This is a genomic window from bacterium, from assembly GCA_021108215.1.
GTDB lineage: Bacteria > Oederibacteriota > JAAXVQ01 > JAAXVQ01 > JAUVAV01 > JAIORK01.
This window is the reverse complement of record JAIORK010000026.1, coordinates 1-22,315: the sequence shown is the minus strand read 5'-3', so window position 1 is coordinate 22,315 and position 22,315 is coordinate 1. Positions and strand designations below refer to the sequence as shown.

The 22,315-nt window shown below is 43.6% G+C and carries 17 protein-coding genes and 1 pseudogene; 11 read left to right on the top strand and 7 right to left on the bottom strand.

Annotated features, from left to right (window positions below; all coding sequences use genetic code 11):
- Positions 1-34 precede the first annotated feature (34 nt).
- From K8S19_04730 to K8S19_04710, 5 genes are all read left to right on the top strand, one after another.
- Positions 35-283: a hypothetical protein gene (locus K8S19_04730; protein MCD4812977.1), complete on the top strand. Its 249-nt coding sequence runs from the start codon at positions 35-37 to the stop codon at positions 281-283.
- A 206-nt stretch (positions 284-489) separates the two neighbouring features.
- Positions 490-1,290, top strand: coding sequence for a DUF3575 domain-containing protein (locus K8S19_04725; protein ID MCD4812976.1), 801 nt, complete (start codon positions 490-492; stop codon positions 1,288-1,290).
- A gap of 21 nt (positions 1,291-1,311) precedes the next feature.
- Positions 1,312-2,289: a HEAT repeat domain-containing protein gene (locus K8S19_04720; protein MCD4812975.1), complete on the top strand. Its 978-nt coding sequence runs from the start codon at positions 1,312-1,314 to the stop codon at positions 2,287-2,289.
- Positions 2,289-3,629 (top strand): amidase domain-containing protein, encoded by a 1,341-nt coding sequence (locus tag K8S19_04715; GenBank protein MCD4812974.1) that lies wholly within the window; start codon positions 2,289-2,291, stop codon positions 3,627-3,629. The genes K8S19_04720 and K8S19_04715 overlap by 1 nt, the downstream gene beginning before the upstream one ends.
- A gap of 15 nt (positions 3,630-3,644) precedes the next feature.
- Entirely contained in the window at positions 3,645-4,562 is a 918-nt protein-coding gene (locus tag K8S19_04710) for a PorV/PorQ family protein (protein MCD4812973.1), read from the top strand.
- 202 nt (positions 4,563-4,764) lie between these two features.
- On the opposite strand, the gene K8S19_04705 is transcribed toward K8S19_04710, so the two are convergent.
- From K8S19_04705 to K8S19_04690, 4 genes are all read right to left on the bottom strand, one after another.
- Positions 4,765-8,025 carry a T9SS type A sorting domain-containing protein gene (locus K8S19_04705; protein MCD4812972.1) on the bottom strand — a complete coding sequence of 1,087 codons (3,261 nt, stop codon included), beginning with the start codon at positions 8,023-8,025 and terminating at the stop codon, positions 4,765-4,767.
- Positions 8,026-8,046: 21 nt separating this feature from the next.
- Positions 8,047-8,433 carry a hypothetical protein gene (locus K8S19_04700; protein ID MCD4812971.1) on the bottom strand — a complete coding sequence of 129 codons (387 nt, stop codon included), beginning with the start codon at positions 8,431-8,433 and terminating at the stop codon, positions 8,047-8,049.
- A gap of 369 nt (positions 8,434-8,802) precedes the next feature.
- Positions 8,803-10,161: an Ig-like domain-containing protein gene (locus K8S19_04695; protein MCD4812970.1), complete on the bottom strand. Its 1,359-nt coding sequence runs from the start codon at positions 10,159-10,161 to the stop codon at positions 8,803-8,805.
- A gap of 18 nt (positions 10,162-10,179) precedes the next feature.
- Positions 10,180-11,883, bottom strand: coding sequence for a hypothetical protein (locus tag K8S19_04690; GenBank protein MCD4812969.1), 1,704 nt, complete (start codon positions 11,881-11,883; stop codon positions 10,180-10,182).
- A gap of 282 nt (positions 11,884-12,165) precedes the next feature.
- On the opposite strand from K8S19_04690, the gene K8S19_04685 reads away from it, so the two are divergent.
- The 6 genes and pseudogenes from K8S19_04685 (at position 12,166) to K8S19_04660 (ending at position 16,469) form a co-directional block, all read left to right on the top strand.
- Complete coding sequence (locus K8S19_04685) at positions 12,166-13,101, top strand: sugar nucleotide-binding protein (GenBank protein ID MCD4812968.1); 936 nt, start codon at positions 12,166-12,168, stop codon at positions 13,099-13,101.
- Positions 13,102-13,155: 54 nt separating this feature from the next.
- Complete coding sequence (locus K8S19_04680) at positions 13,156-13,350, top strand: YwbE family protein (GenBank protein ID MCD4812967.1); 195 nt, start codon at positions 13,156-13,158, stop codon at positions 13,348-13,350.
- Between the two features lie 208 nt (positions 13,351-13,558).
- Positions 13,559-14,557, top strand: a complete 999-nt coding sequence (locus K8S19_04675; GenBank protein ID MCD4812966.1) for a hypothetical protein — start codon at positions 13,559-13,561, stop codon at positions 14,555-14,557.
- Positions 14,558-14,599: 42 nt separating this feature from the next.
- Positions 14,600-14,905: a hypothetical protein gene (locus tag K8S19_04670; protein ID MCD4812965.1), complete on the top strand. Its 306-nt coding sequence runs from the start codon at positions 14,600-14,602 to the stop codon at positions 14,903-14,905.
- 49 nt (positions 14,906-14,954) lie between these two features.
- The gene (locus K8S19_04665; protein ID MCD4812964.1) at positions 14,955-15,284 is read left to right on the top strand and encodes a hypothetical protein; all 330 of its coding nucleotides are present in this window, start codon (positions 14,955-14,957) and stop codon (positions 15,282-15,284) included.
- Between the two features lie 291 nt (positions 15,285-15,575).
- A pseudogene (locus K8S19_04660) lies at positions 15,576-16,469 on the top strand (ORF6N domain-containing protein).
- A gap of 79 nt (positions 16,470-16,548) precedes the next feature.
- Here K8S19_04660 and K8S19_04655 read toward each other — a convergent pair.
- The 3 genes from K8S19_04655 to K8S19_04645 all read right to left on the bottom strand — a co-directional run bounded on the left by K8S19_04655 (position 16,549) and on the right by K8S19_04645 (position 22,147).
- Complete coding sequence (locus tag K8S19_04655; protein ID MCD4812963.1) at positions 16,549-18,498, bottom strand: TIGR03545 family protein; 1,950 nt, start codon at positions 18,496-18,498, stop codon at positions 16,549-16,551.
- Positions 18,495-19,016 (bottom strand): TIGR03546 family protein, encoded by a 522-nt coding sequence (locus tag K8S19_04650; GenBank protein ID MCD4812962.1) that lies wholly within the window; start codon positions 19,014-19,016, stop codon positions 18,495-18,497. The genes K8S19_04655 and K8S19_04650 overlap by 4 nt, the downstream gene beginning before the upstream one ends.
- A gap of 185 nt (positions 19,017-19,201) precedes the next feature.
- Entirely contained in the window at positions 19,202-22,147 is a 2,946-nt protein-coding gene (locus K8S19_04645; GenBank protein ID MCD4812961.1) for a T9SS type A sorting domain-containing protein, read from the bottom strand.
- Between the last annotated feature and the right edge of the window lie 168 nt (positions 22,148-22,315).

The following is a 22,315-nucleotide window of genomic DNA, read 5'->3' as shown; positions in this document are numbered from 1 at the left end:
CCGGTATTCAGCTCCTGGATGTTTTGGACGGGTCATGGATCCGCCCAAATGCAGCAATATTTTATTTCACGATCGCGATTTTTTTGATCACACGCTCTTCCTTGCCATTCGTTTTGGCCCTGACCAGCAGGAGATACACCCCATTGGCCAAATTGCTGATATTGATGCGCTCAGTGTGTTTGCCTACGGAATAATGTTGTCTAAAGTTGGAGCAAAACAGAGTAAATGGAGCCTGTATCAATCTTATTTGTGCTTTAAAAACAAGCACTGCACATTTTTTTAAACTTTCCATGCTATAATTGGTGCCAGGCACCAGAAACTGAAGAAAAAAATAAAAAAATCTTAAAATAAATGCATAAAAATATGAATAAATTAGTCAAACTATAATAGGAAGAAAATACTTTCACGGAATTGAATATGACCCTTAAACTCATTTTCATCACATTACTCATTCTAATTTCAAGCACACCTCAATTTCTATGGGCAGCTGTGATTGATATAAAATCATCAACAATAACCGCTTCCCAGGTTTCCCAGCCTATAAAAGAGAACGAAAGACAACTGTTGCTTGATGAAATCAAACGATTAAAAAAACAACTTCATGATGCGGAATTGGAAGCCTGGGAAGCTCAGAAAGCACTTGAGGACTATAAATCCTGGGCAGAACTTGAAATGCACCGGAGAACGCTTACATCGAATGATCCTTCTTCAGAAACGATGCCCATTGAATCAAACCCCTCTTTTAAAGAGACGGCTGGCACACAACTCCCAGAATCATTACAAAAAAACAATAGTTTATATACTGATATTCTTGGCTGGTCACATCTCTATCAAGAAAAACGGCATTCTTTCAACTTAAATTATGAAACCGCACTCTTCAATTATCTTTCCCTGACCTTAAGCATACTCTCCTCCGGCTATCATGTAAAAGAAAGTGATTTTGAATATACGGTGTCAGAGTTCGGCTTTGGCGGCGGCATTAAATATTATCCTTTTTACCAAAGTATTTCCCAGGGTGGTTTTTGGGTAGGCTCAAACGCAAAAATAATCTTTTGGAATGATGAATATAAAGACACTCTTGGCGCCATCGGAGAGAGCGGATCACAGTACCTGCTGGGTACGGAAGTCGGTTATAAATGGGTATTGGGCAATCGTCACTGGTTTTTCATCTCTCCCTTTATAGGATATTACTATTCAACACTTCAATTTGAAACACAGTTGGATGATAATAATTCAGATTTTTTTCAATTTTTTTTCTATACCGGATTGAATATTGGTATTGTTTTTTAAAATTCATCAAGGAGTTTTATCATGAAATCCAAAAATTTAATTAGGTTTTCTCTTTATGGAACGTTGGTATTCATCCTGGCACTAGCAGGTTACACCTTTGCCGGACAGAAGATGTCGTTTGAAGAGGCATTTGCCAAAAAAAATGCTGCTAGCAAAGCCGCATATCAAAAAACCGCAAAAAAAACAGAATGGAACGCTGATATCCAGGCACACCAATTGCAGGAAAAATATGCAAAGGAAGTGGAGGCAAACATCCAGCGGGTTGAAGAAGGATTAGCATCAACTGAAGTAAGGTGTGATCGAGCTATACTCAATTTAGCGCGGGCTAAAGACCCGAAAGCCGTTCCAATATTATCAAAATTCATACTACAAGACGATTGTGCCTATGATCGAAAAACCGCAGCAGAAGCTTTGCAAGCAATCGGTGATCCTATCGCGATCCCAGCATTGGAAGCAGCTTTAGAAGATAAAGATTATCGCGTGAGAGTGAATGCTGCAAGCGCCCTGGTTGCCTTTAAGCAATATGATGCGGCATTTCCAACATTAAAAAATATAGCTTTGAAAAAAAACATTGAAAATTGGGTGATTGATTATTCCGGAGAAGGACGTATTAAAAACCAACCCGACTACAAAGGTGATATCCAAATTATAAATGATTTTCTTCCGAGCGAAGCTCTATTGGCACTAGGCGATATCAATGATAAAAAATCGATTGAAGTCATCAAGCAGTGTTTGCAAGACGAAAACAGTTTTGTCCGGTTTCACGCTGGCTTTATTCTGTTGGAAAAAAAGGATACTAAAAAAGCTTTACCTGTATTGGAAAAAATAATCAACAACCCAAACATCACCATTTCAGTCCGAGCATCCGCAATCCGCGCAATAGTCCAAAGCAACGGAACCCAAGAAAAAAAACTGATCAATGATTTTCTCAATTCTTCAGATCCACAAATTGTCAAGCACACCAAAAGAGCGATCAGCCTCCATAAAAGGGGCCTATAATGGTGCGGAATTTATTGGTTGGTCTATTTATTTTTTTCAGTCTGGTTAATTTTTCGTCATCCGCTGCTGCCTACAATGTTGCTGCCGTTGAACAATATGCAGATAATTGGTGGTACCGGAATAACCCGGACTTCGATTCATTTCCATTGGCAGATTGCGCAAATTTTGTTTCACAATGCATGATTGCCGGCGGGATGATGCTTGGAACTGATGAAAACAAAGCATTGTTGATTAACGGTGTGCAAGAAAATCATATAAAAAAAGGCGGAGCTATTTCGACAGTGGTCAGTTTGATGCCCTACATCGAGAATTTTGAGCATGCTGAAAAAATAATATCGACTTCTCTTGAATATTTAAATTCCGTGCTTGACGTGGGTGATGTCATTGTATTTGGCTATGATGATGGAGATCATTTGCATAATGAGTATGATGAATTTTCACATTCTGCGATTGTTCATAAAAAAGCCGCTGGCGAAGTATTTCTGGCATATCATTCCAATTATCGTAATGAAATGCCGATTGAAGAGGTGATCGAAAACGGAAATGATCCAAAATATACTCGCGTCATTGCCTATCATTTTCCAAATAGCACTGAAACCGGACAACATATGCGGATTTACGGAACCGGCAATTATTACGGAGACAATTCATTAGATTTTATTGTGATGGATTCCGGGTACAATTACGAAGGCTATATCGTCAATAATACTGATCCCAATGAGCAGGATCTTGTTGTTGGTGAGAACACAACCCCACTCAATGGTTGTGCCCACTATATCAGCGCTTATTGCACAGATGCACATAAGGGCATTCCTAGTGATGGCCAGACATTTGGCCAACCCTGGACCAATTCTTCGCCTGAACACTGGTCCTATTGGGTACGTAAGGCTGTAATACTTGGAAATCAATACAATGCCGAAAGCATGGATATTCTTTCCGCTGTTTGGTATATCACCGACCGCTCCGGAGATTACAATTCCATATTACAGGATATTGGTTATCCTGAAGATGGTCCGGATAAAAATGTTTCCGGCTCAGCCGGCGGTTTGACGGATAATTCGATCAAACTGGTTCACAATAAATTCAATCCCAAGCGCGGCGAGTCTGTCAATATCCATTTCAAACTCACGGAACAAAGCCGCACGACCATCAAAATCTATACCATTGATGGTGTTCTCGTTTACACCGTGCTGGATAATGTTATTCTGGCTCCCGGAACCTATCTTCACTATTGGACAGGCAAAAATTTGTATTCCGATTTTGTAGCAAGCGGTATCTACTATTTGCACATAACGACAAATACTTTTAAATCAACAAAAAAAATATGTGTCATTAAATAATCCAAAGAGGCTGATATGCGTTCCATCAAATTTTCCCTACTCAGTATCCTGGTCATCATGAGCCTTCCTGCCCAAGCTTTGTCTTTCTGGAATTCACCCGGTAGTGATGGCGCAAGAATTCTAAAACAATCCATCAGTGCGCGAGCCCAAGCTGCCGGAGAAGCTTTTGTAGCTGTTTCAAATGATATCAGTGCACTTTATTACAATCCTGCCGGATTGGGCTATATTGCTTCTGCAGAACTAAGCGGTTCTTATATCAAAAGTTTTGAAGATACTTATTACAGTCATTTCGGGTATATTCAACCGATTGCTTCAGGTGCTTTGGCTGTCAGTTATTTGGGTTATGATGGCGGTTTAATGGAAATCAATGAAGAAGACGGATCTTCGCTGACATTAAAAGCTCAGCAAGATGCGGTCTTCAGCTTAGGTTTCGGGTGGCAGTTTGACAGCTTCCCCAAGGGCGTGGCCATCGGGACAACACTGAAAATAATTTCATCCACGCTGGTTGAGGAATATGCCGCAATAGCCTATGCCATTGATTTTGGCCTGTTTTATCCAACACCGGTCGAAGGACTTGCCGTCGCCTTTGCACTACAAAACATCGGTACAAAGTTAAATTATTTCAGTGAAAATGATCCCTTGCCGCTTACTGCCCGTGTGGGAACGTCCTACAAATTAACCTTAAATCAATATAATAGTCTGCGCATTTCCTTGGATTTGGTGAATAATAAAATTAATTCAGGTATTGAGTACTCACTCAATGATATTTTACTCGCAAGAATTGGATATAAACTCAATCAGGACCTTGCATCCTTGACATACGGTTTTGGTCTTTGCTTGGGGCCTTTCAAGCTGGATTATGCTTTTGGAGATATGAGTGATTTAGGGAATTTACATCTATTCTCATTGACTATCGGGAATGCCAATTATTAAAGCCAACCACTGATGAACACTGATTTTCTCTGATATTCACTTCCACGAACAAACACGAATATTCACGAACAGATGAGGTCAAAATCTTAAAAACAATATAAAAATGATTTTGTGTCTTTACCCTATTTGTGTTTATTCGTGTTCATTGGTGGACGTCTTTGCCTTTGGCCGGGTCACGGACCCGCCCTTACACGGCAATACTTTATTTCACGATTGCAATTTTTTTGATCACACGCTCTTCCTTGCCATTGGCTTTCGCTCTGACCAGCAGGAGATACACCCCATTGGCCAAATTGCTGATATTAATACGCTCCGTATGCTTGCCTATGGAATAATGTCGTCTAAAGGAGAGCACCTCCTGGTTGGAGGTGGTGAAAAGCTTGGCACTCACTTCAGCCGGCTGCTGGGTATAGATCACGATATTGGCGTGATGGCCTCGCACCGGATTGGGAGCGGCATAGATATGGTCCTTGGAAATAATTTGTCCTTCAAATCCTAGTACAGGTGTGCGGGTCGGCGTGGCTGTCGGAACAGCATAGGCGGCATTGATTTCATACACATGATGGTTGCCTGCCAGCGCATAGAGTTCAAGCAAATAGTCATTGTCCCCATCTCCGGCTGCCAAAGCATATACATCATCCGGGACTTCCAGCAGGGGCGTCTCGGTCCAGGTGCTGCCGGTAAACTGATATTGGTAGACCGTGCGATCCGAACCGGCGCTGTAAAGCTCTGTCGTACCATTGTTGTCCGCATCGGTGACCACCAGACCCAGCGCATCTCTGGCAGTAATGGTCAGGGGTGACCAGAAAAAGCCGGTTGACCATTTGGCTTGATAGATATGATCGTCTGAATTGGCAGTATAGACCTCATTTTCGCCATCATTGTTCCCGTCGCCGACTGTCACAACACGCGCAGATGAACCGCCGGTATGCACAATACTCTGTGCCCAAGCGGTTCCGTTGTAAATATACTGGTACACCTTATTATCCGCGCAAGCTGCATAGATCTCGTTGATGTCATCATTATTGCCATCCGCGACTGCGATGGAATAAATTTTCTCGGAAGTCGATGCGATCACCGTATTGGACCATCCGGAGCTGTAAGAAAACTGGTAGACATAGCCCTCGTTGTTGTCGCCACCCGCAGCATACAACTTAGGGGCATGGTCATTGTTGCCGTCCCCCCAGGCCAGGTCAATGATTTCATAACCCAGATCACCAGCAACATCGGTCTTGGTTGAAAAATTGGTACCGGAAAACGCATAGACATGATGATCCAGGGTCGCGCCATAGACCTCATTCTCGCCGTCATTGTCCATATCTGCGGTCAGTACAGCAGTATAGTATTCACCGATACTCCCGCTGGGCAGCGGTGCGATCGACCAGGTGTTGTCCAGATCATACTTGAGAATATTCTGCAAAAGTCCGGCAGAAAACACTTCCTGGCTGCCGTCATTGTCACCGTCCGCCACCCATACCCCGCAGGTATCATCACTCACAGCCGGAGCACCTGCCTGACCCATATCGGTTATATCCCAGTGGATCGGCGAAGGTATGGTACCCAATACTTTGAGACCATTGGTCAAAGTACCCTTTACACCGGCGGAAGTAACCACCACATTGCCCGGCCCTGAAGCTATATTGCTGAGATCAAAGGTACATTGGAGTGTATTGTAATCGAGCACAGTCACATTGGAGGCTGTGGCGATATCCGCACCGGATCGGGCAAGCTTGACTGTCATCGGTACTTGATATCCAGATCCACGGATAATCACTTTTTGCTGGGTAGCAGCGCGTTTGTATTCCGGTGAGATAGAATGAACCTGGACCTGACCCACCGGGGTTGGTGTGGGTGTGGCTGTCGTCGTGGGAGTCGATGTAGGTGTCGGTACCTGGACCAGGGCATTGAGAGAGAACCCGGATGAATTGTTGCTGCTGTCTGTGGCAATGGCTGAGACATATTCACCGCCTGCAAGCCCGGTGGGTACAATCGACCAGTTGCCGGATACCGCAGTTGTGCTGCCGACCAGGCGCAGACTGCCTCCGTACACACCTGCACCCCGGTCAGAGACAAATAGCTCAATATAATCATCTGAGCCGGAGGTGGTGCCGGAGATCAAAGAAACATCCGGAGCAGGGGAAATTAAAATGACAGGAGCAGCTTTGTTGTTGTTCGCGCCATCCCCAGCAAGTGAAATACCTGATCCGGAAAAAGCACAGATGGTGTTGGCGAAAAGACCATTGTTATCTGTAGTTGCACCTAAAAGTCCAATTCCAATAGGAGCATTGGTGATTAAATTCCCACTATTCCAAGTATTTTTAATTCCGATATTATTATGATTTGTCGAGGCCTCTAAGTAAATAGATGCAGTTATAAAACTTTGGGCGGCTAAAGCGAGATTTGTATAAACACCAAACCAGTTATTATAAATAGTGTTGCTTGTTGTAGCTCCCCCTAATATATAAATCCCAACATCTCCACAGCAAATGATGTTTTTTTCATATTCAGAATCACCGCCAATAATATTATTGCTTGCACTAAGATAAATCCCATGAATGATATTTGGGATGGTCGCTGTTCCAGTGGCGTCAATTCCAATATAATTACCGATAATAACATTGAATCCTCCGCTCATACACATTATGCCTCTTTCCGAATTTCCGGAAACAACATTACCCCTTGAATTTTCTGAGGTGTTGGCACCACCGATGATGTTATTACTACCAAGGAGAACAATACCGGTTACATTACTGATTGCTGAATTGCCGGATATATTTGTTCCAATATAATTGCCACTGACTGTATTTGCTTGGCCAGTTATTTGTATTCCACTTCCATTTCCTGAAATAATATTTTTTTCAAAATAAAGATCATCATGCCTTCCACCAACAATATTATTGTTACCTGATATATCTATTCCTGTTCCATTTGAAAAAGAGCTGTTATCTGAACTGATTCCAATTAAGTTGTTATTTACATGACTATTGTCACTGTTTAATCTAATTCCGTATGATGTATTTCCAGATATGATATTTCCGTAACCATCTTGGGAAAGGCCGATAAAATTACTGTCTGAATTTATTTCGACCCCCGGGCCTTCGATAGAGATGCTGGCAGTTTGGGATTGGTTTAAACCAATAGTATTTCCGCAAACCGTATTGCCTCCGATACCGTCAATTGTAATATATCCAGACATGACATTGCCCTCGCCTGCCAGACGGTTGCCACCGATCATACATGATCCGGCACTGCCGCTAATAATGATTTTCACCTTGTTAATGTAATTTCCGCGAATACGATTGCCAACACCATTGCTTATGGTTAAATTATTATTAAATATTCCTATACTATAGTATGCGGTAATTGTATTGCCTTCCGAAGCAAGTGCGCCGCCTATGTCATTATAATTTCCTGAAATAGATATATTCTGGTCAATATTTTGTATTGTTCCGGCCCAGTCCATGCCAATTCTGCATCCAATAATTCAATTGCAGTTGGAGGATACTTCAATAGCTGTACCGCAGTCAATGAGGGAAATTCCGGTCAATGTACTGCCGTCGCTACCAGTTTGAAATCGCAATATGCCATAAATTTCATCGTTTGCACCAATGATAGGTGTACTTGCGCCGCTGATATAAACGCGGCTGGTAATATCGATAGGGCTGTAGACAGTAATTGAATTAGCTAAGGAAAATATGATGATATCGTCACCCGGCATTCCATTGGCAAATTGCACAGCCTCGCGCAAGGTGCCGGCGCCGCTATCCTCACGGCTGGTGACAGTATAGGTAACTGCCTGTGCCACCGACGCGGTGATCAGTATGAGAAACAGTCCCAGGGTAATGATCGGGAATTTACCGGTTTGTATCATTTTCAAACTCCTTTTTAGAAGAAATGGGTGCCAATGTATTAGACGGAGAAGTGATGATTTTCATGCACTTTATTTTCATTAATATACCATTTTTTTATGCAAATATCAGGAAATCGTAGGGAATGGGTCGCGACCATTCCCTACAGGAGGGTAATTTGGCTATAATATTGCTCACTTCGACAAGCTCAGTGAGCGGGTATTCAGTGACTTTTAATTCCTTTAAAATCAAAGCCTCTGGATTCCCGATAAGAGCATTCGGGAATGACAACATCCAAAAACCGATTTAATGCTCAAGCTCCTAGGGAGAAATAAAAAAGGCTGACCGGAAATCCGGCCAGCCTTTTTTAAACAAGTTCAATCTAGTGAAGCTTATAGTTGTGAATCAACCGTTGAGGTACCACTGCGGTAATCATCCTCAGTGCCTCCGCCAATACCATCGCCATCACCGTCCAGCTTGATGCCGTCCGTTGACTTAACATTGCGGTTTACAATTACCCGCATGGAGACATTGTCACCGTTGGGATAGAATGAATCCGGCACATAGAGTCGCACGGTGGTATCATTTACGATCTCAATGGCTTTGATACCCACATTGTAGGTTTCATCCGGGATGGGTGTCGTATAAGTCGCTTCCAATTGGAAGTTGGCTGTTGTTAAGGTTGTTTGGTCCATGGTATCACTAAAAGAAACAGTCCAATAACGAGGTGTGGATGAGTAGGAGGCACTGGCTGTCGGCGGTACATTGGTGAGTCCACCGCCTGCCTGGACTGTGGAGATATAGCGAGTCACTTTGTCAGCGGCTTCAATCACAGTATCTTCGCCACCATAGAGCCGGCCGCGGAGAAGATTGTAGGTGCTGCCGACTGCTGAGCGAACACCGCTTGTGCCGCCCATGATAGTCAATTTATACTGGGCATTCGCTGCCAAGATAAAGACGCCCTCGATAGTCTGATTATCAATCATCGTGACGCTTACCGGAGAGACCGCAGCATTGGTTGCATTATTCACAATACCGAAATTGTTATGCAACGTAGTTGTATTAACGAAAATAGTGCTTTGGTCCACATCCTCGCTAAACGTTACGGTGAGGGTGACATGGATATAGGAACCAGCCTGCACGCTGTTGAGGTTGGTGGAAGTGAGATATTTTAGTACTGGGTCATCATCATCCAGCGCTGCGCCGGCAGTGATTGCGATGAAAGTATAAATGATTTCTACGGGTGCGCCGATTGAAATCGCCATATTTTTATTGTCAAATGTTCCGCTTTCAGCAATTCCATTGCCATTGCCATCCAGAGGCGCACCGGCTGCGGTCCGGATACCGGTGGTGAAAAGCACACGGTAGCGGGTATTGTCAGTCCAACCGCCGGAAGGTGTGATCTGAACCTGCTTCAAAGCAGCATTGTAGGAAATGCCGAGCCCGGTTACCTGGGTTTCTTCTGTATCCGAGGTTTTGTAATAGACCTGGATGTTGCTGCTGTTGATGGTCGAGGCATCCATGGCCATCCGGGCGCTGGTGACCTGGTTTTCAAAGTAATAAACCGCCGGGTTGGTCAAAGCTGCAGATGATGGTACTGAAGATTCATCCACAATGGGTTTTTGCGTACTCGTGCTGTTTGACTGTCCGATCAGCGTGGTGCTTGGGCTGAGCGGACTCTGCTGCACAGCGCAGGACACCAAAAGTCCCAGACTGATTAAAACGGATAAGGCAAGAAAACTTTTTTTCATAATTATTAAACCCCTTTCTTAGAAATGGAATGTAAAAGACAGTTCAAAGTCGCGCCAGTAGTCCAGGCGGTAGACATTTTTCATATCAATCTGGATATTTTCCATGGGCCACCAGGTTAAGCCATAATAATAATAGGTAGCATGGTTGGTTGTGACTGTGGAGTCGGCACGGGCATCAATGGCATTCGAAATATCTGTGATGGTGCTGGTTGAGGTGCCGTCGCCCGAGACCGTGGTGGTGGTTTCCTGGGTACGCTCGGTAACTTCATTGGAGTTACTATCTTCCGTGATAGTGATCCGGTGTTCCGCTCCAAAATAAATCGGCATGTTTTTGAGGATGTCAATTTGGAGTCCAACTGGGAAAGACAAAGTGTCGACATTGGAGCGATAGGTGTAGTCGCTTTTTTCACTACTAACAGTTGTTACCGTTGAATTATTGACTGCTACCGGACGACCGGATGTTGTGTTGATATTGGAATAGGTGGTTGTGGTTGTGCATTCGGTGGTACTGGTGTCAGAAGAGGCTTTGATACCCATACCCAGGCGCCAGCCTTCTCCCTGGTAAATACCGCGCACGCGTAGGTCAAGCAGTGAATCCGTGACCGAGCCTTCATAGGTGTCGGATTCAGTATCCACAATTTCATCGGTATACAAATCCAGTCCGGACATATAAGTGTTGCGATAGATATCTTCACGTTCCTGCTTGGCATCAGTGATACCGCAGCTAATAATTTCATAAGAAGCCTCACCGATGATCTTTACTTGCTTATTCCATTGATAATCGCTACGCAGATCAATTAAGCCGCCCAGGCCGGTGCCCGGATAATATCCGCTGTCCGGTTCAATACCGGTTTCGGAGTATTTTTCATAGAGTTCGCCGGTGGTGGAAAGATCACTGTCCATATTGCGTTCATAGATATATTCATAGTCATTGCCGTGAGGATTTAGGATAAATCCGAGATTGGCAACCAAATCAAAACCGGAGAGCAGCGTTTGGGAGCGTCCGCCAACCGTAAGGTCATAGCGTGCATAACCATAATCCAGGTTACCGGTACGTGTATAACCATCACGCGATGTCTCGGTATTGGTGGTAAGGTCATAGGTATGTTCCTCATAGTTTTCATTTAAAGAAAGAGAACTATTCCAGGGATTGTAAGTGCTGTTGTAACTACGCCAAAAAGCACGGAAAGAAGCACCGGCATCCAGGCCCATGAAATCGCCGATGCCATAAACAAGGTAAATATCATTTCCCAAATAATTGTATATTTTTTCGATATCTGCAATCCGCTCGGCCCGTACATCAATGATGCCGTCCGAATTGGTATCCAGATAATCCACTTCCGTGCTGCTGACAAATCCTGAGTCAGACTGGCTGTTGTTATCTGTAACACCTTGGGGAGTACTATCACTGTCCCAATCCAGCAGCATACCGGCACGTCCCAGGTCCATAAGATTCATCTGGCCGCCGAAGACCAGATAGCTGGTACCTGAACCATCCATGAGATCATCGGATGTGTTGAATAAGTTGGAGAGCTGGGTCCACAATGCGGCTTTTTGAAAAGAGGGAAGATACGCGGGGGAGTACTTAAATAAATCATAGACATCTTCAAACATTCCTGCGGAGTTGATGTTCGTAAACGAGCGGTCCTGCGCGGCATGACTTGCCGTTGCCAGGAAGCAACCGGCCAGCAATGCCAAAACGAGTAAACCTTGTTTTCTCACAATGCTACCTCCATATAATAGAATTTTTACTGCAATGGGAATAATTATACAGGAATGCGATTTGTTGACAAGTTATTTATTATATATATTATGGAAAGGGGTTTTTAAAAATATTTACGAATCCCGTATATTTATGATATTATTCGCAACTATTTTTAGATCGAATCTGAGAAATTTGTGCAATCTGTGGATAGTGCCTTTGTTTTCGAGGGGCTTAAGGGATCGATTTACTCAGTGGGACAGCACGGGTCGATTATTGATTGTTGAAAACGGAGTGGTGACATGAAATTTTCCAGTTTTTTTACAAATATATTGCATGAAGTACCCAAACCTCAAATCCCCCAGGATTGGCGGGTCTTGATGACAGGTGTCACCTCGATTCACGGGTGGCCGATTTTTCAGCGGTTAAGCGAACTTTTACCGGCAGAACAACTCTATGCTGTCCGGCCCGTACAAATGGCCATTCCGGAAGGGGAAAATGTCTATTCCGTATGCATCAATGACTATGCAGCATTATCAAAAATTAAAGACACGTTCCGCCCAACTCATGTTATTCACGGAATGGGCGTGTGTGATTTAGATGCTTGTGAAGCAAATCCGCAGTGGGCAAGAAATATCAACGTCAAAGGCACCACCAATATTATAGACCTTTTCGGATTATCCGCCTATATCATGTATTTAGGCAGTGACTTGGTTTTTTCCGGAAATCGTCCGCCTGCCAATGGCTATTTGGAAAAACATGCAACAGACCCGGTCAGTGTTGTGGGCCGGACATTTTTGGAGGCGGAAAAAGAAATTCAAAAAGCTGAGAAACATTGTATTGTTCGATTGGCCTTGCCGACCGGTGATTCCGTCACCGGGACCAAAGGCGCGGTTGATTTTATCGAGAAACGCTTCAAGCGCAAGCTGCCCATGACCTTGTTTTATGATGAATTGCGCAGTTGTATTGATTGCCAGGAGCTGGCCGAAGTCGTGATGCATCTTTTTTGCAAAGAAACCCCGGGATTGTTCCATTTGGGGGGAGAAGAACAAGTTAGTCTCTATGATTTAGGAGAAAAAATACTTAAAAAAGGTAATTATTCTGAGCATTTATTACAGCGCTTATCCCGGCATCAAGAAAAAAACGGCCCGCCCCGGATTGGCAATGTCGGCTTGGATTCGACGAAAATAAGCAATTGGTTTGCGAAAGAATTCCAAGTGGTGGGGTGCCGGAGTTGATGTGTGCACAAACACCGCTTAGCAAGATCAGTAACTAAAAGGATGAATAACCAAATGAACGGACAACGACGCGCGGACATAAAACCCGGGTTAAAGGTTGCGATTGTTTTGAAGCAGGATCAGCGCAGCGGGCAATTAACCGAGGGGATTGTAAAAGATTTGTTGACCAAGTCGCCCTCGCATCCACACGGGATCAAAGTCCGGTTAATTGATGGACAGATCGGCCGGGTGCAAAAGATTTTATTGTAGGGGCGCGGTTCCCGCGCCCAATATAGATATCATGTTCCGGCCGCGCTGAAGCTCCGAATATCCAGTCACCGAATAATAAATTGATCGGATGAATAATATCCGGCATGATTGGTGAATGTGATGGAGTTCAAATGTTCAATTAAGGGATATATTTGACTATTTGAACTCCTGCACCGATTATGTTGCGCATTAAAGAAGGAGCCGGCTAGTGAAACTGAAAATAAATACATGGAAAATTATCGCAATCGTCGCGGTTTTATTTGCCACTCATGCAGTGGCATATGCGACTGATAATTTTGTGCAGGTTAGTCTACCCAAGGGTGTGTCAATAGAACTTCCGAAAAATTGGGTTGTTCTTTCTGGAAATCAACGAATCACATTGGATTCTGCTGCTGAATCTGGACTTGATTTATCTGGAATTGAACAAGAAGCCTCGAAATTACCATTCGCCGCAAATTATTATGACGATAAAGGTAATACGTTGGGCATTCTTAATGTTCGTTATTACCCACAGCTTTTATTGACGCAAGCTGATGCTCTGGCTACAAGTATACAGGATGTAAGAGAAGTAGATGCTGCGTTAAAGAAGAATGTGATTCGTTCAATGAAAGCAGTTGATAGGAAGGTTATTTTATGGGTTGGTACGCAGAAAACATCTATTAACGGTATTATCGTATTTTTGATCGAATATAAGAGACAAGCCGTGAAAGGGAACGGAGAGTTTAGAGTGCGGCTCGTAAGAATAATGGCTGCTGAAAAATCAATCACGCTCACAATCTCATATCATGAAGCTGCATCTTTTTTGTTGAAGCCGATTACAGACAGAATAATTAATTCTCTCAACCTCGAAGGGGTAAGGAAAGTTGGTGTTAAAGAAACATCTACCGCTGATGCAAATCTGAAGGAATCTCCGATTATGTCATATTTATTTGGAAAGCAATGGGGCTTGGCTCTCTTTCTTTCATTTTTTATTACATGGAGTATAGGGCTTGCTCCACCAATACTCATTCGGTTCGTATTTATGCGGCGCTCAATTGGAAAGGCTTGGACTGTTGGAATAGTAGCTCTATTTTGGGTATTCAATATTGTGCTCTTCACTACGCTCGGAAGTCAAAGTAAACTCCATGGTGCTTTGGCTCTAGTTGCGTTTGTGTCCTACGTAATCCTCAGGAAAGGTGCAAAAAAGAAGGCAGCGTTGTTCGGATAATCGGTATAATTGACACTAAACATAGAAATTAGGAGAAAAAATATGGATGGTCGATACGATCACGAATCCGATAAGCGTCGAACGCCACAAGAAAAATATGTAATTTTGTTTGATACTGCCAAAAAGTGTCTTTTGATTTTAGATCAATTGTATATTGGTTTTGAAAAAGCTATGATTCAGGCTACTGATGATTCAAAAGTTGCGATTGATTCCACAATAGTAATAAGAAGTTATATTTCAGCGCACGGATTGGTGGATTATTTTGACCGCTTTTATGAAATTATAAAGGTAATTCCGTTAATTCCGAAAAAGCATCCGAAACGCAAAGAATTGCTAGAATATGATTAAACCAGTAAGAAACTGTAGAAATTATCTACAACATATAAGCAAGGAGCTTATGTCTGGCGGTGATATTAGCTATCCAATACTTGGTACTATTGCTTGGATACATGAAGGGCATAATTATTGCTTGTTTTCTAATCAACCAACTGTGAGTTGTGGCGCACCCGGCATTGTTTATGATAGATTAGATCAAAAATATATTTGTAAATATCAAATTACTGTCGGAGAACATGAAATAAAGCTTGATGTTGTCTATGATCAAGTAAAGTTATTTTGGGAGTGGCTTGTGAATATTAGTGAAATAAATCCGCCACAAATCAAAGAGTATACTTGGGGTAAACCAACGATTATCTGTGCCCAATTAATAGAGAGTAAATTTCTGTAATCTGTTCTACAAATAGTCAAATAGTCTTTTTAATTGAATATTTGAACTTGGACACCGAATAATTCATTCCATTTTTTTCATCATCCCGGACAATTTTACGCCCAATGCTTGTGCTACTTTGAGTGCGACGCTCATGGTGGGGTAGCTGTGCAAAAATGAATTGTCGACTATCCTTTTCTAAAAATATCAAAAAAATCAAATCAAAGTGCATTGTTTTTTCTTTTTCATCGTCTAACTACAGTAGAGCTATACTGTGGGTATTTTCAAGCGATTGAAAAAAGGAGAAAGATGATGACCAAGGAATTGGCAATGATTAGCAAAGAAAAAATCAGAGAAAAAATTTATACAATACGTGGGTTGCGGGTAATGCTGGATAAAGATTTAGCTGAGCTTTATGAGGTGAAAACAATACGATTAAGAGAGCAAGTAAAAAGGAATAGGAAAAGATTTCCTGGAGATTTCATGTTTCAACTGACGGGCGATGAAGTAAACATTCTGGTATCGCAAAATGCGATACCTTCGAGGAGGAATTTTGGAGGGTTTTTGCCATATGTTTTTACAGAGCAGGGTATTGCAAACATATCAAGTGTTCTTACAAATGATAAGGCGATAGAAGTTAATATCAGAATTATACGTACTTTTGTTGAGATGCGGAGGTTTCTACAATTAAACCAAGTTCTTTTTAATCGGATGAATGCTGTGGAGCACAATCAGTCAATGTATTGATTAGATATCAATAAGAACTTTGAAAAAGTCTTTAAAGCTCTGGAAACAGCTAATATCCAGCCCAAGCAAGGGATCTTTTTTAACGGACAGGTATTTGATGCATATCAATTTGTCGCGGATGTTATCAGAGGTGCGAAGAAATCGATCATTCTCATTGACAACTATGTCGATGATACAGTATTGACATTGTTTGCCAAGCGGCGCAGGAAAGTTGCGGCAACGATTTTGACGAAAAGTATTTCTAAAGAACTTCGTCTTGATCTGGAAAAATATAATACTCAATATTCATCTATTGAAGTAAAGATATTCAGAAAATCACATGATCGATTTTTGATCATCGACAAAAAGAATGTGTATCACATCGGGGCTTCACTTAAAGATCTTGGTAAAAAATGGTTTGCTTTTTCAAGACTTGATAAAGACGCATTGAATATTATGGAAAAGCTCAAATGGCTGTAAGAATTACATCGAAGCAGATATGTTGAAATAAGTACTAATGATGATTTCGATTTGTTGCCGCTTTTTTGGACACATATGGTTAAAATAAATTTTTCAACTGATCGTTTGCTTTTTTCTTCAATTCATCTTCCGCAGCTTTTTTCTTCTGGTCAGCCGCCTGTTTGCCGGCATTTTGTTTTTCGCTGATCTGTTTTTTGAAATCATCAATTTTTGCCTGTACGGAATTTTGCGCACCTGTCAGGTTGTTCAGTGTGCTGTTTTTGGAAAGTCCGTATTGGTCCATGAGTTCTTTTTGTTTGTCTTGGCTGTATTTGTTGATCTCAGCTTTGAGCTTGTTGCGCAATTCTCCCAGTTTTTCACCTGCCATGTCATTGAGACGCTTATTGAGAAGTTTGTCCAGATCAGATGTGATTTTGATATCCAGATTATCACCGATTCCGGAGACCGTGGCATTGATGTTAACTTTGTCCACACCCTGCCAGAGATCAGCTACCAGATCATTGTCACCGGATTTTTTGGCAGGTGCTTTGAGATTGCCCAACACAGCCTTGAGCGTCGCAGTGAGTTTTTCACCATCCATCATGAAGCTGCTCTCGATTGCCATGCTGCCCTGGTCAAAGCGGGGCAGGTAATCGGATTTTGGTAGTTCCATATCCGCGAGGGAAAGACCAGAGGCATTGAGTCTGACAGTATCTTTGGCAATATCCTGAGTATGGTCCAGGACAGCGGTCACCGTATAGCTGCGCCCGGATTGGCTGCCCCCAAGATCGGCTTTGGCCGGGATGCCCAACAAGCGGGGGTCGGATGTGAGATTGGAGGCATTGCCGGAAAAATTAATCGGGGTCCCTGCTTTGCCCTCGCCGCCGGTGGTGCCGGTCAAAATAATTTTTCCAATCAGGAAAGCCGGTGGTTCGGCTGGATGCGGGAAATAGACATCCACACCACGCATACGCGGCTGCTCGGTTTTTTTTGCATTTTTTTTGCGCGTTGGCATATATTTGCGTGCGGTGTTGCTTAGCGCCACAAATTTGTGGATTTTGGAAAGCCAGACAGGTCCGACCAGAGCTTCAGTGAGGCTGCCAAAGGAGAGCGAAGGTAGCTTGAGCTTGGTGGTCAGGGATTTCATATCCTGGTTCTGCCAGGTATTGATCCGGTTTTGTAGATTTTTGGTTTCACCGAAATCATTTTTTGCCTGTTTCTGAAGGTCATTGATTTGGTCTTTGAGCGCATTTAATTCTTTGATTTTTTGTTGCGCTGTTTCGATTTTTGTTTTGGCAGCGGCCGCATCCTGTAAGGAGTTGACCTGAATATTTTTTAGATCTTCCAAAGCCGGTTTGACTGCATCGAGCTTGGCCTGAATATCCAGGGAGTTTATATGCTTGTCATAAGCAGCCGATTTATTTTGATATGTCTGTTTTGCAGCTTGGGCCTGCTTGACACTTTCCAGTTCCTCCGGCTTGATCACGCCTTCCAGCGAGAGGTTGGCGATCTGGTCCTTGGCATTTTGCACATCCTGCCAGGCCGGCAGACTGGTGGCTTTGTCTGCGCTTTTTTCCTTGATGCCGGTGAGCAGTTTGGCAGTGCCGCTGTCTTTGCCTACCATACGCTCGGCGATATTTTTTTGACGCCCCGGCGGCAGCGCGCCGGAGGTTTTGCGGGCTGTCCCCCATTGCAATCCTGAGACTTCAAGTTCGGAAATTACAATTTTCTTCGAGAGTAAGGGCAAGGGCTTGAGTGCGCCCTGAATGCGCTCAGCCTGAATAAGATTTTTCATGGGTGCGTCTCTGTCAGTAATGGCCAGTTGATTAATCGTGATGGAAAGCTGCTTGAATTTAAAAGAGACCGAGGCAATGTCTACTTTGGCACCCACAGCCATCTCACCGGCTGCGATCAGACTGTATTTGAGTACTGTGTTGAGAAAGAAAAGATTGAAGAGCACAGCCAGTGCCAGCAGCACGACTGCCGGGATGGTATAGCTTAAACGGATGGGTCCGGATTTTTTAGGTTTTTTGTTTTTGGTCATCGTCATCCCTTCAGTCCTCCAAATCCAAAAAGAGTTGCAATTTTTGTCAGTTTGAGCCAACTCACCAGTTTGGATTTGGCCACTTTATCGCGCCAGCGGGCGCGGTAATAAACAATCAAATATTTGGTTGCGAGCATGACCGGAACAAATAGCAGCAACCCCAGTATCAGACTGCCAAGCACAACTGTGTTGTTAAAACGTGTAAAAGGAACAATGGGCATGTTGGCGAAGCTGGTCCAGAGCGGGGTCAAGGTCTCGTTGCCGCTTAGCAGGGCATACCCGATTTTATGGGCTACCGGGTCGAGTAAACCGCCCACCAAGGCAAAGAGGGCGGCACTTAAAAATGCGGCACCGATATTGACATTGAGAAAGAAGATGCAGATAAAGAGAACCAGACTTTGCGGGCCGTTGGCCGGCTGCATGCCCAGGACCACGCCCAAGGCAGCCGCGACAGCTACCTGCCAAGGCGAGGCATCTGATTGCAAAACTTTGGCCAGTTTGCTGATGGATTTGAGTCCGATCATAACAATCCTCCTGATAAAAATGATGAAAACAGGAGTATTGTACGCCAGTGGTGAATCGGTGGCAATCGGAAAAAAACATTGTAGGGGTGGGTCCGAGATCTGCCCAAAAATAAAGGAAACCTTAAGGTATTAGATTATTTTATCCCGCTCCGCAGCCCACCCCGGATTTGTCCGGGGTGGGCTATTTATTTTTGAATCGCTATTTTAAATTTCTCCGTTTGTCCGTTGTTTAATACCATAATAACGTAGTACACACCTGCCGGAATATCCTGACAATTCCAGATCAGGAGGTTGGTTCCGGGGTTGGTGGATTCATGCAATTGCGCTATTTGTTCACCATTGGGATTGAATACGGATATGGTCACTTCTCCGTGTTGCGAACCGCCAGGCACCACGAAATTCAGCGTATCTTTTGCAGGAATCGGATAAGCTGGAATTCCGCCGTACATTCCAAACTCCGGTAATTCCGTGCCGACAGCCAACGTGGGTGTGATGGTCACAGTAGACGTAGGTGAAATAGTAGCTGTGGGTGTGGCTGTCACATACGGGGTATTTGTGGAGGTTGATGTTATAGTTGCTGTTGCCGTGGCGGTTGGGGTAGCAGTAACATAAGGAGTATTTGTAGTTGTTGAAGTTATGGTGGCGGTTGGTGTGGCAGTCATATAGGGAGTATCTGTAACAGTTGGTGTTATGGTAGCTGTCGGAGTGTCAGTAGTAGTAATGGTATAAGTTGTGGTAAGAGTAGCGGTATCTGTCGCAGTCAAGGTAGGCGTTGCCGAAGAAGTATGGGTCGGCGTAGCTGAAAAGGTCGGCGTGGTTGTGAATGTGGCAGTGGGTGGCGCACTGACCTGATAGGCGGCGGAATACATTGAGGTATTGTTGCTAATATCCGAACAGGTTGCTGCAATCCAGTCGCCTGAAACATATCCACTGGGTTGGAACCAGAAAGTATTGCCAAAAAGATTAGCGGCAATACCCAAGTACCGCAAACTCCCTTCCGGATTATTGCCATAATCGCGTCCGGCCAGAAATACTTCCACATAATCCGTGGATGCATTGGCAGTGATGGTAACACCATATTCTGTGGTTGCCACGGATATTACAGGAGCCGCATAACCAAGATTCGCGCCACTGAGAAGATTAATTGGCAGTAGACTCATCCCTGTAATTGTATTCCCATATATTCCATTCTGAAGACAGGTGCCGCCATTAATGCGTATTCCATCATTTAAAGGTTGACCTGCAAATAAATTTCCCTGTCCACCCTTTAAGCCAAACATGTTTCCAGTTGCGCCATTCCAAATGGTAATACCTTCCGGATAAGGCGAGCTCCACGTAACCTCTGTCCCATTAGGCAGCACACCAAAGGCATTTCCTACAAAGGTGTTGCCATGCGCGTCAGAGAGACCGACCTCTGTGCACAAATAATTGTCTGCCACATAATTGCCATAGGCTGGATTCACGCCGGTCAGATTGTTCATGCGCAGGGATTCCTGGTTCTGAAAGGTCGTGTCCGATACGGTCCCAGCAGCATTACAATTGACATAATTATTGACAACCATATTATTACTAGAACCGACGCAGTGAATGGCAAAATTATTTCCATTACTACCGGCAATTACATTACGCAAATTATCGTGATTACCGCCAATTAAAGTCTGCGTTGCAGTGCTGCCGAGATAAATCGAATCATACCCATTGGCCAAGCCGGTCGCGCCATCGGCTGTCAGACCAAGGTAATTCCCCGCAATGCTGGTACCTACTGCGTCGCTTATTTGAATCCCACGATACGTGTTACCACTAATCACATTTCTCTGAGTATCCTTGGCAGTAAGCGTCACACCGACCATATTGCCGTCAGCTTCTATACTTATTCCGCAATAATTGGGAACCGCGTTGACACCAGTATCATCCGTGCCAATATAATTACCACTAATGGTATTGCCCTCATCCTGACATACAATACCACCTGAATTTACTGTTCCATCCGTATTGCCTGATATCACATTTCCCATGTTGGCATCACGAAATCCGCCGATTAAGTTGCCAACACCATTCATAATATAAATACCCTTTTGATTGGAAAAAGGCGCATTGGAAGTATTTAATCCAATATAATTATTCTGAATAAAATTCTCATAAGGAGCCGGAGATCCGCTTATAAAAATACCGGCATTGGTGATCCCCACACCGGTTCCATTGCCGGCAATCACATTGTAACTACCGGCAGCAGTAGTGCCAATAAAATTGTTATTAGCTTCATTGTACAGATGCACACCCATATCCGTATTTGCAATAGCTGAGGATTGATCAAAAGACAAGCCAATGATATTGCCTGAGACAGTATTATTGGTACAAGCAGTTCCCTCCAAAATAATACCATTTACATTCCCTGAAATTACATTACCATTGGAACCGGTAAAACTACCGCCTACAGTCACAGCCGTAGTATCATGCAGCATAATACCTGTGGTTTGGCTGCCTAGCACAGCACTTCCGGCATTGTCCACACCAATATAGTTACCCCAAATACGAGTATTGGTGCTGCCATTCAAATAAATACCGGCAATGGAGCTTTGCACAATAACATTACGAAACAAGGAGCCGGAACCTCCGTAGGTTGACAGGTTGCTCCCTACATCATAGATGCCGTAACTGTTCTGCCCGGCTGAAATATTGTCCGCCCAATCCGTACCAAACCAACAATGATAGATAATGACATTGCTGGATTGAACATGGACCGCGTAGTTAAATGCCACCAAACTTAGATCAGTGAGTATGATTTGTGCATTGGCCGGGTCATTAATCGAAATCCCGCTAAAAAACATGGCTCCGCCGCCAACGAGTTTCACAAAACTACCGCTATTGTTACCCAGGATTTGTACATTTTCCACAATAGTCGGCAAAGCTGAAAGCAAGACAATAACATTGCCGGGAAAAGGCAGGCTGAAGTCGATCGTATCCCGCACAGTAGGATTGCCATTGCTGTTGGCCAGTATAATTGCGTCCCGTAAAGTTCCGGGGCCGGCATCCAGATTGCTGGTAACAGTGAATGTCGCGGACCACGCGGCCGGCGTAATGCACATGCAAAAAAGTACGAAGCTAAATACCAGGATACTTTTTTTAAACATAAGCGCCCCCCTCAGACATGTAATTAAAATAATGAAGAAATGCTGGGTGTAGACGTAAATTATGACAAAATAGAGTAAAAAAGGCAATTCAAGAAAACAGTAATTGGAAAAAAGGTGAATTGTAACTTATAGTGCGACACATTCAACTCAGAAGACCTTTTTGCGTAA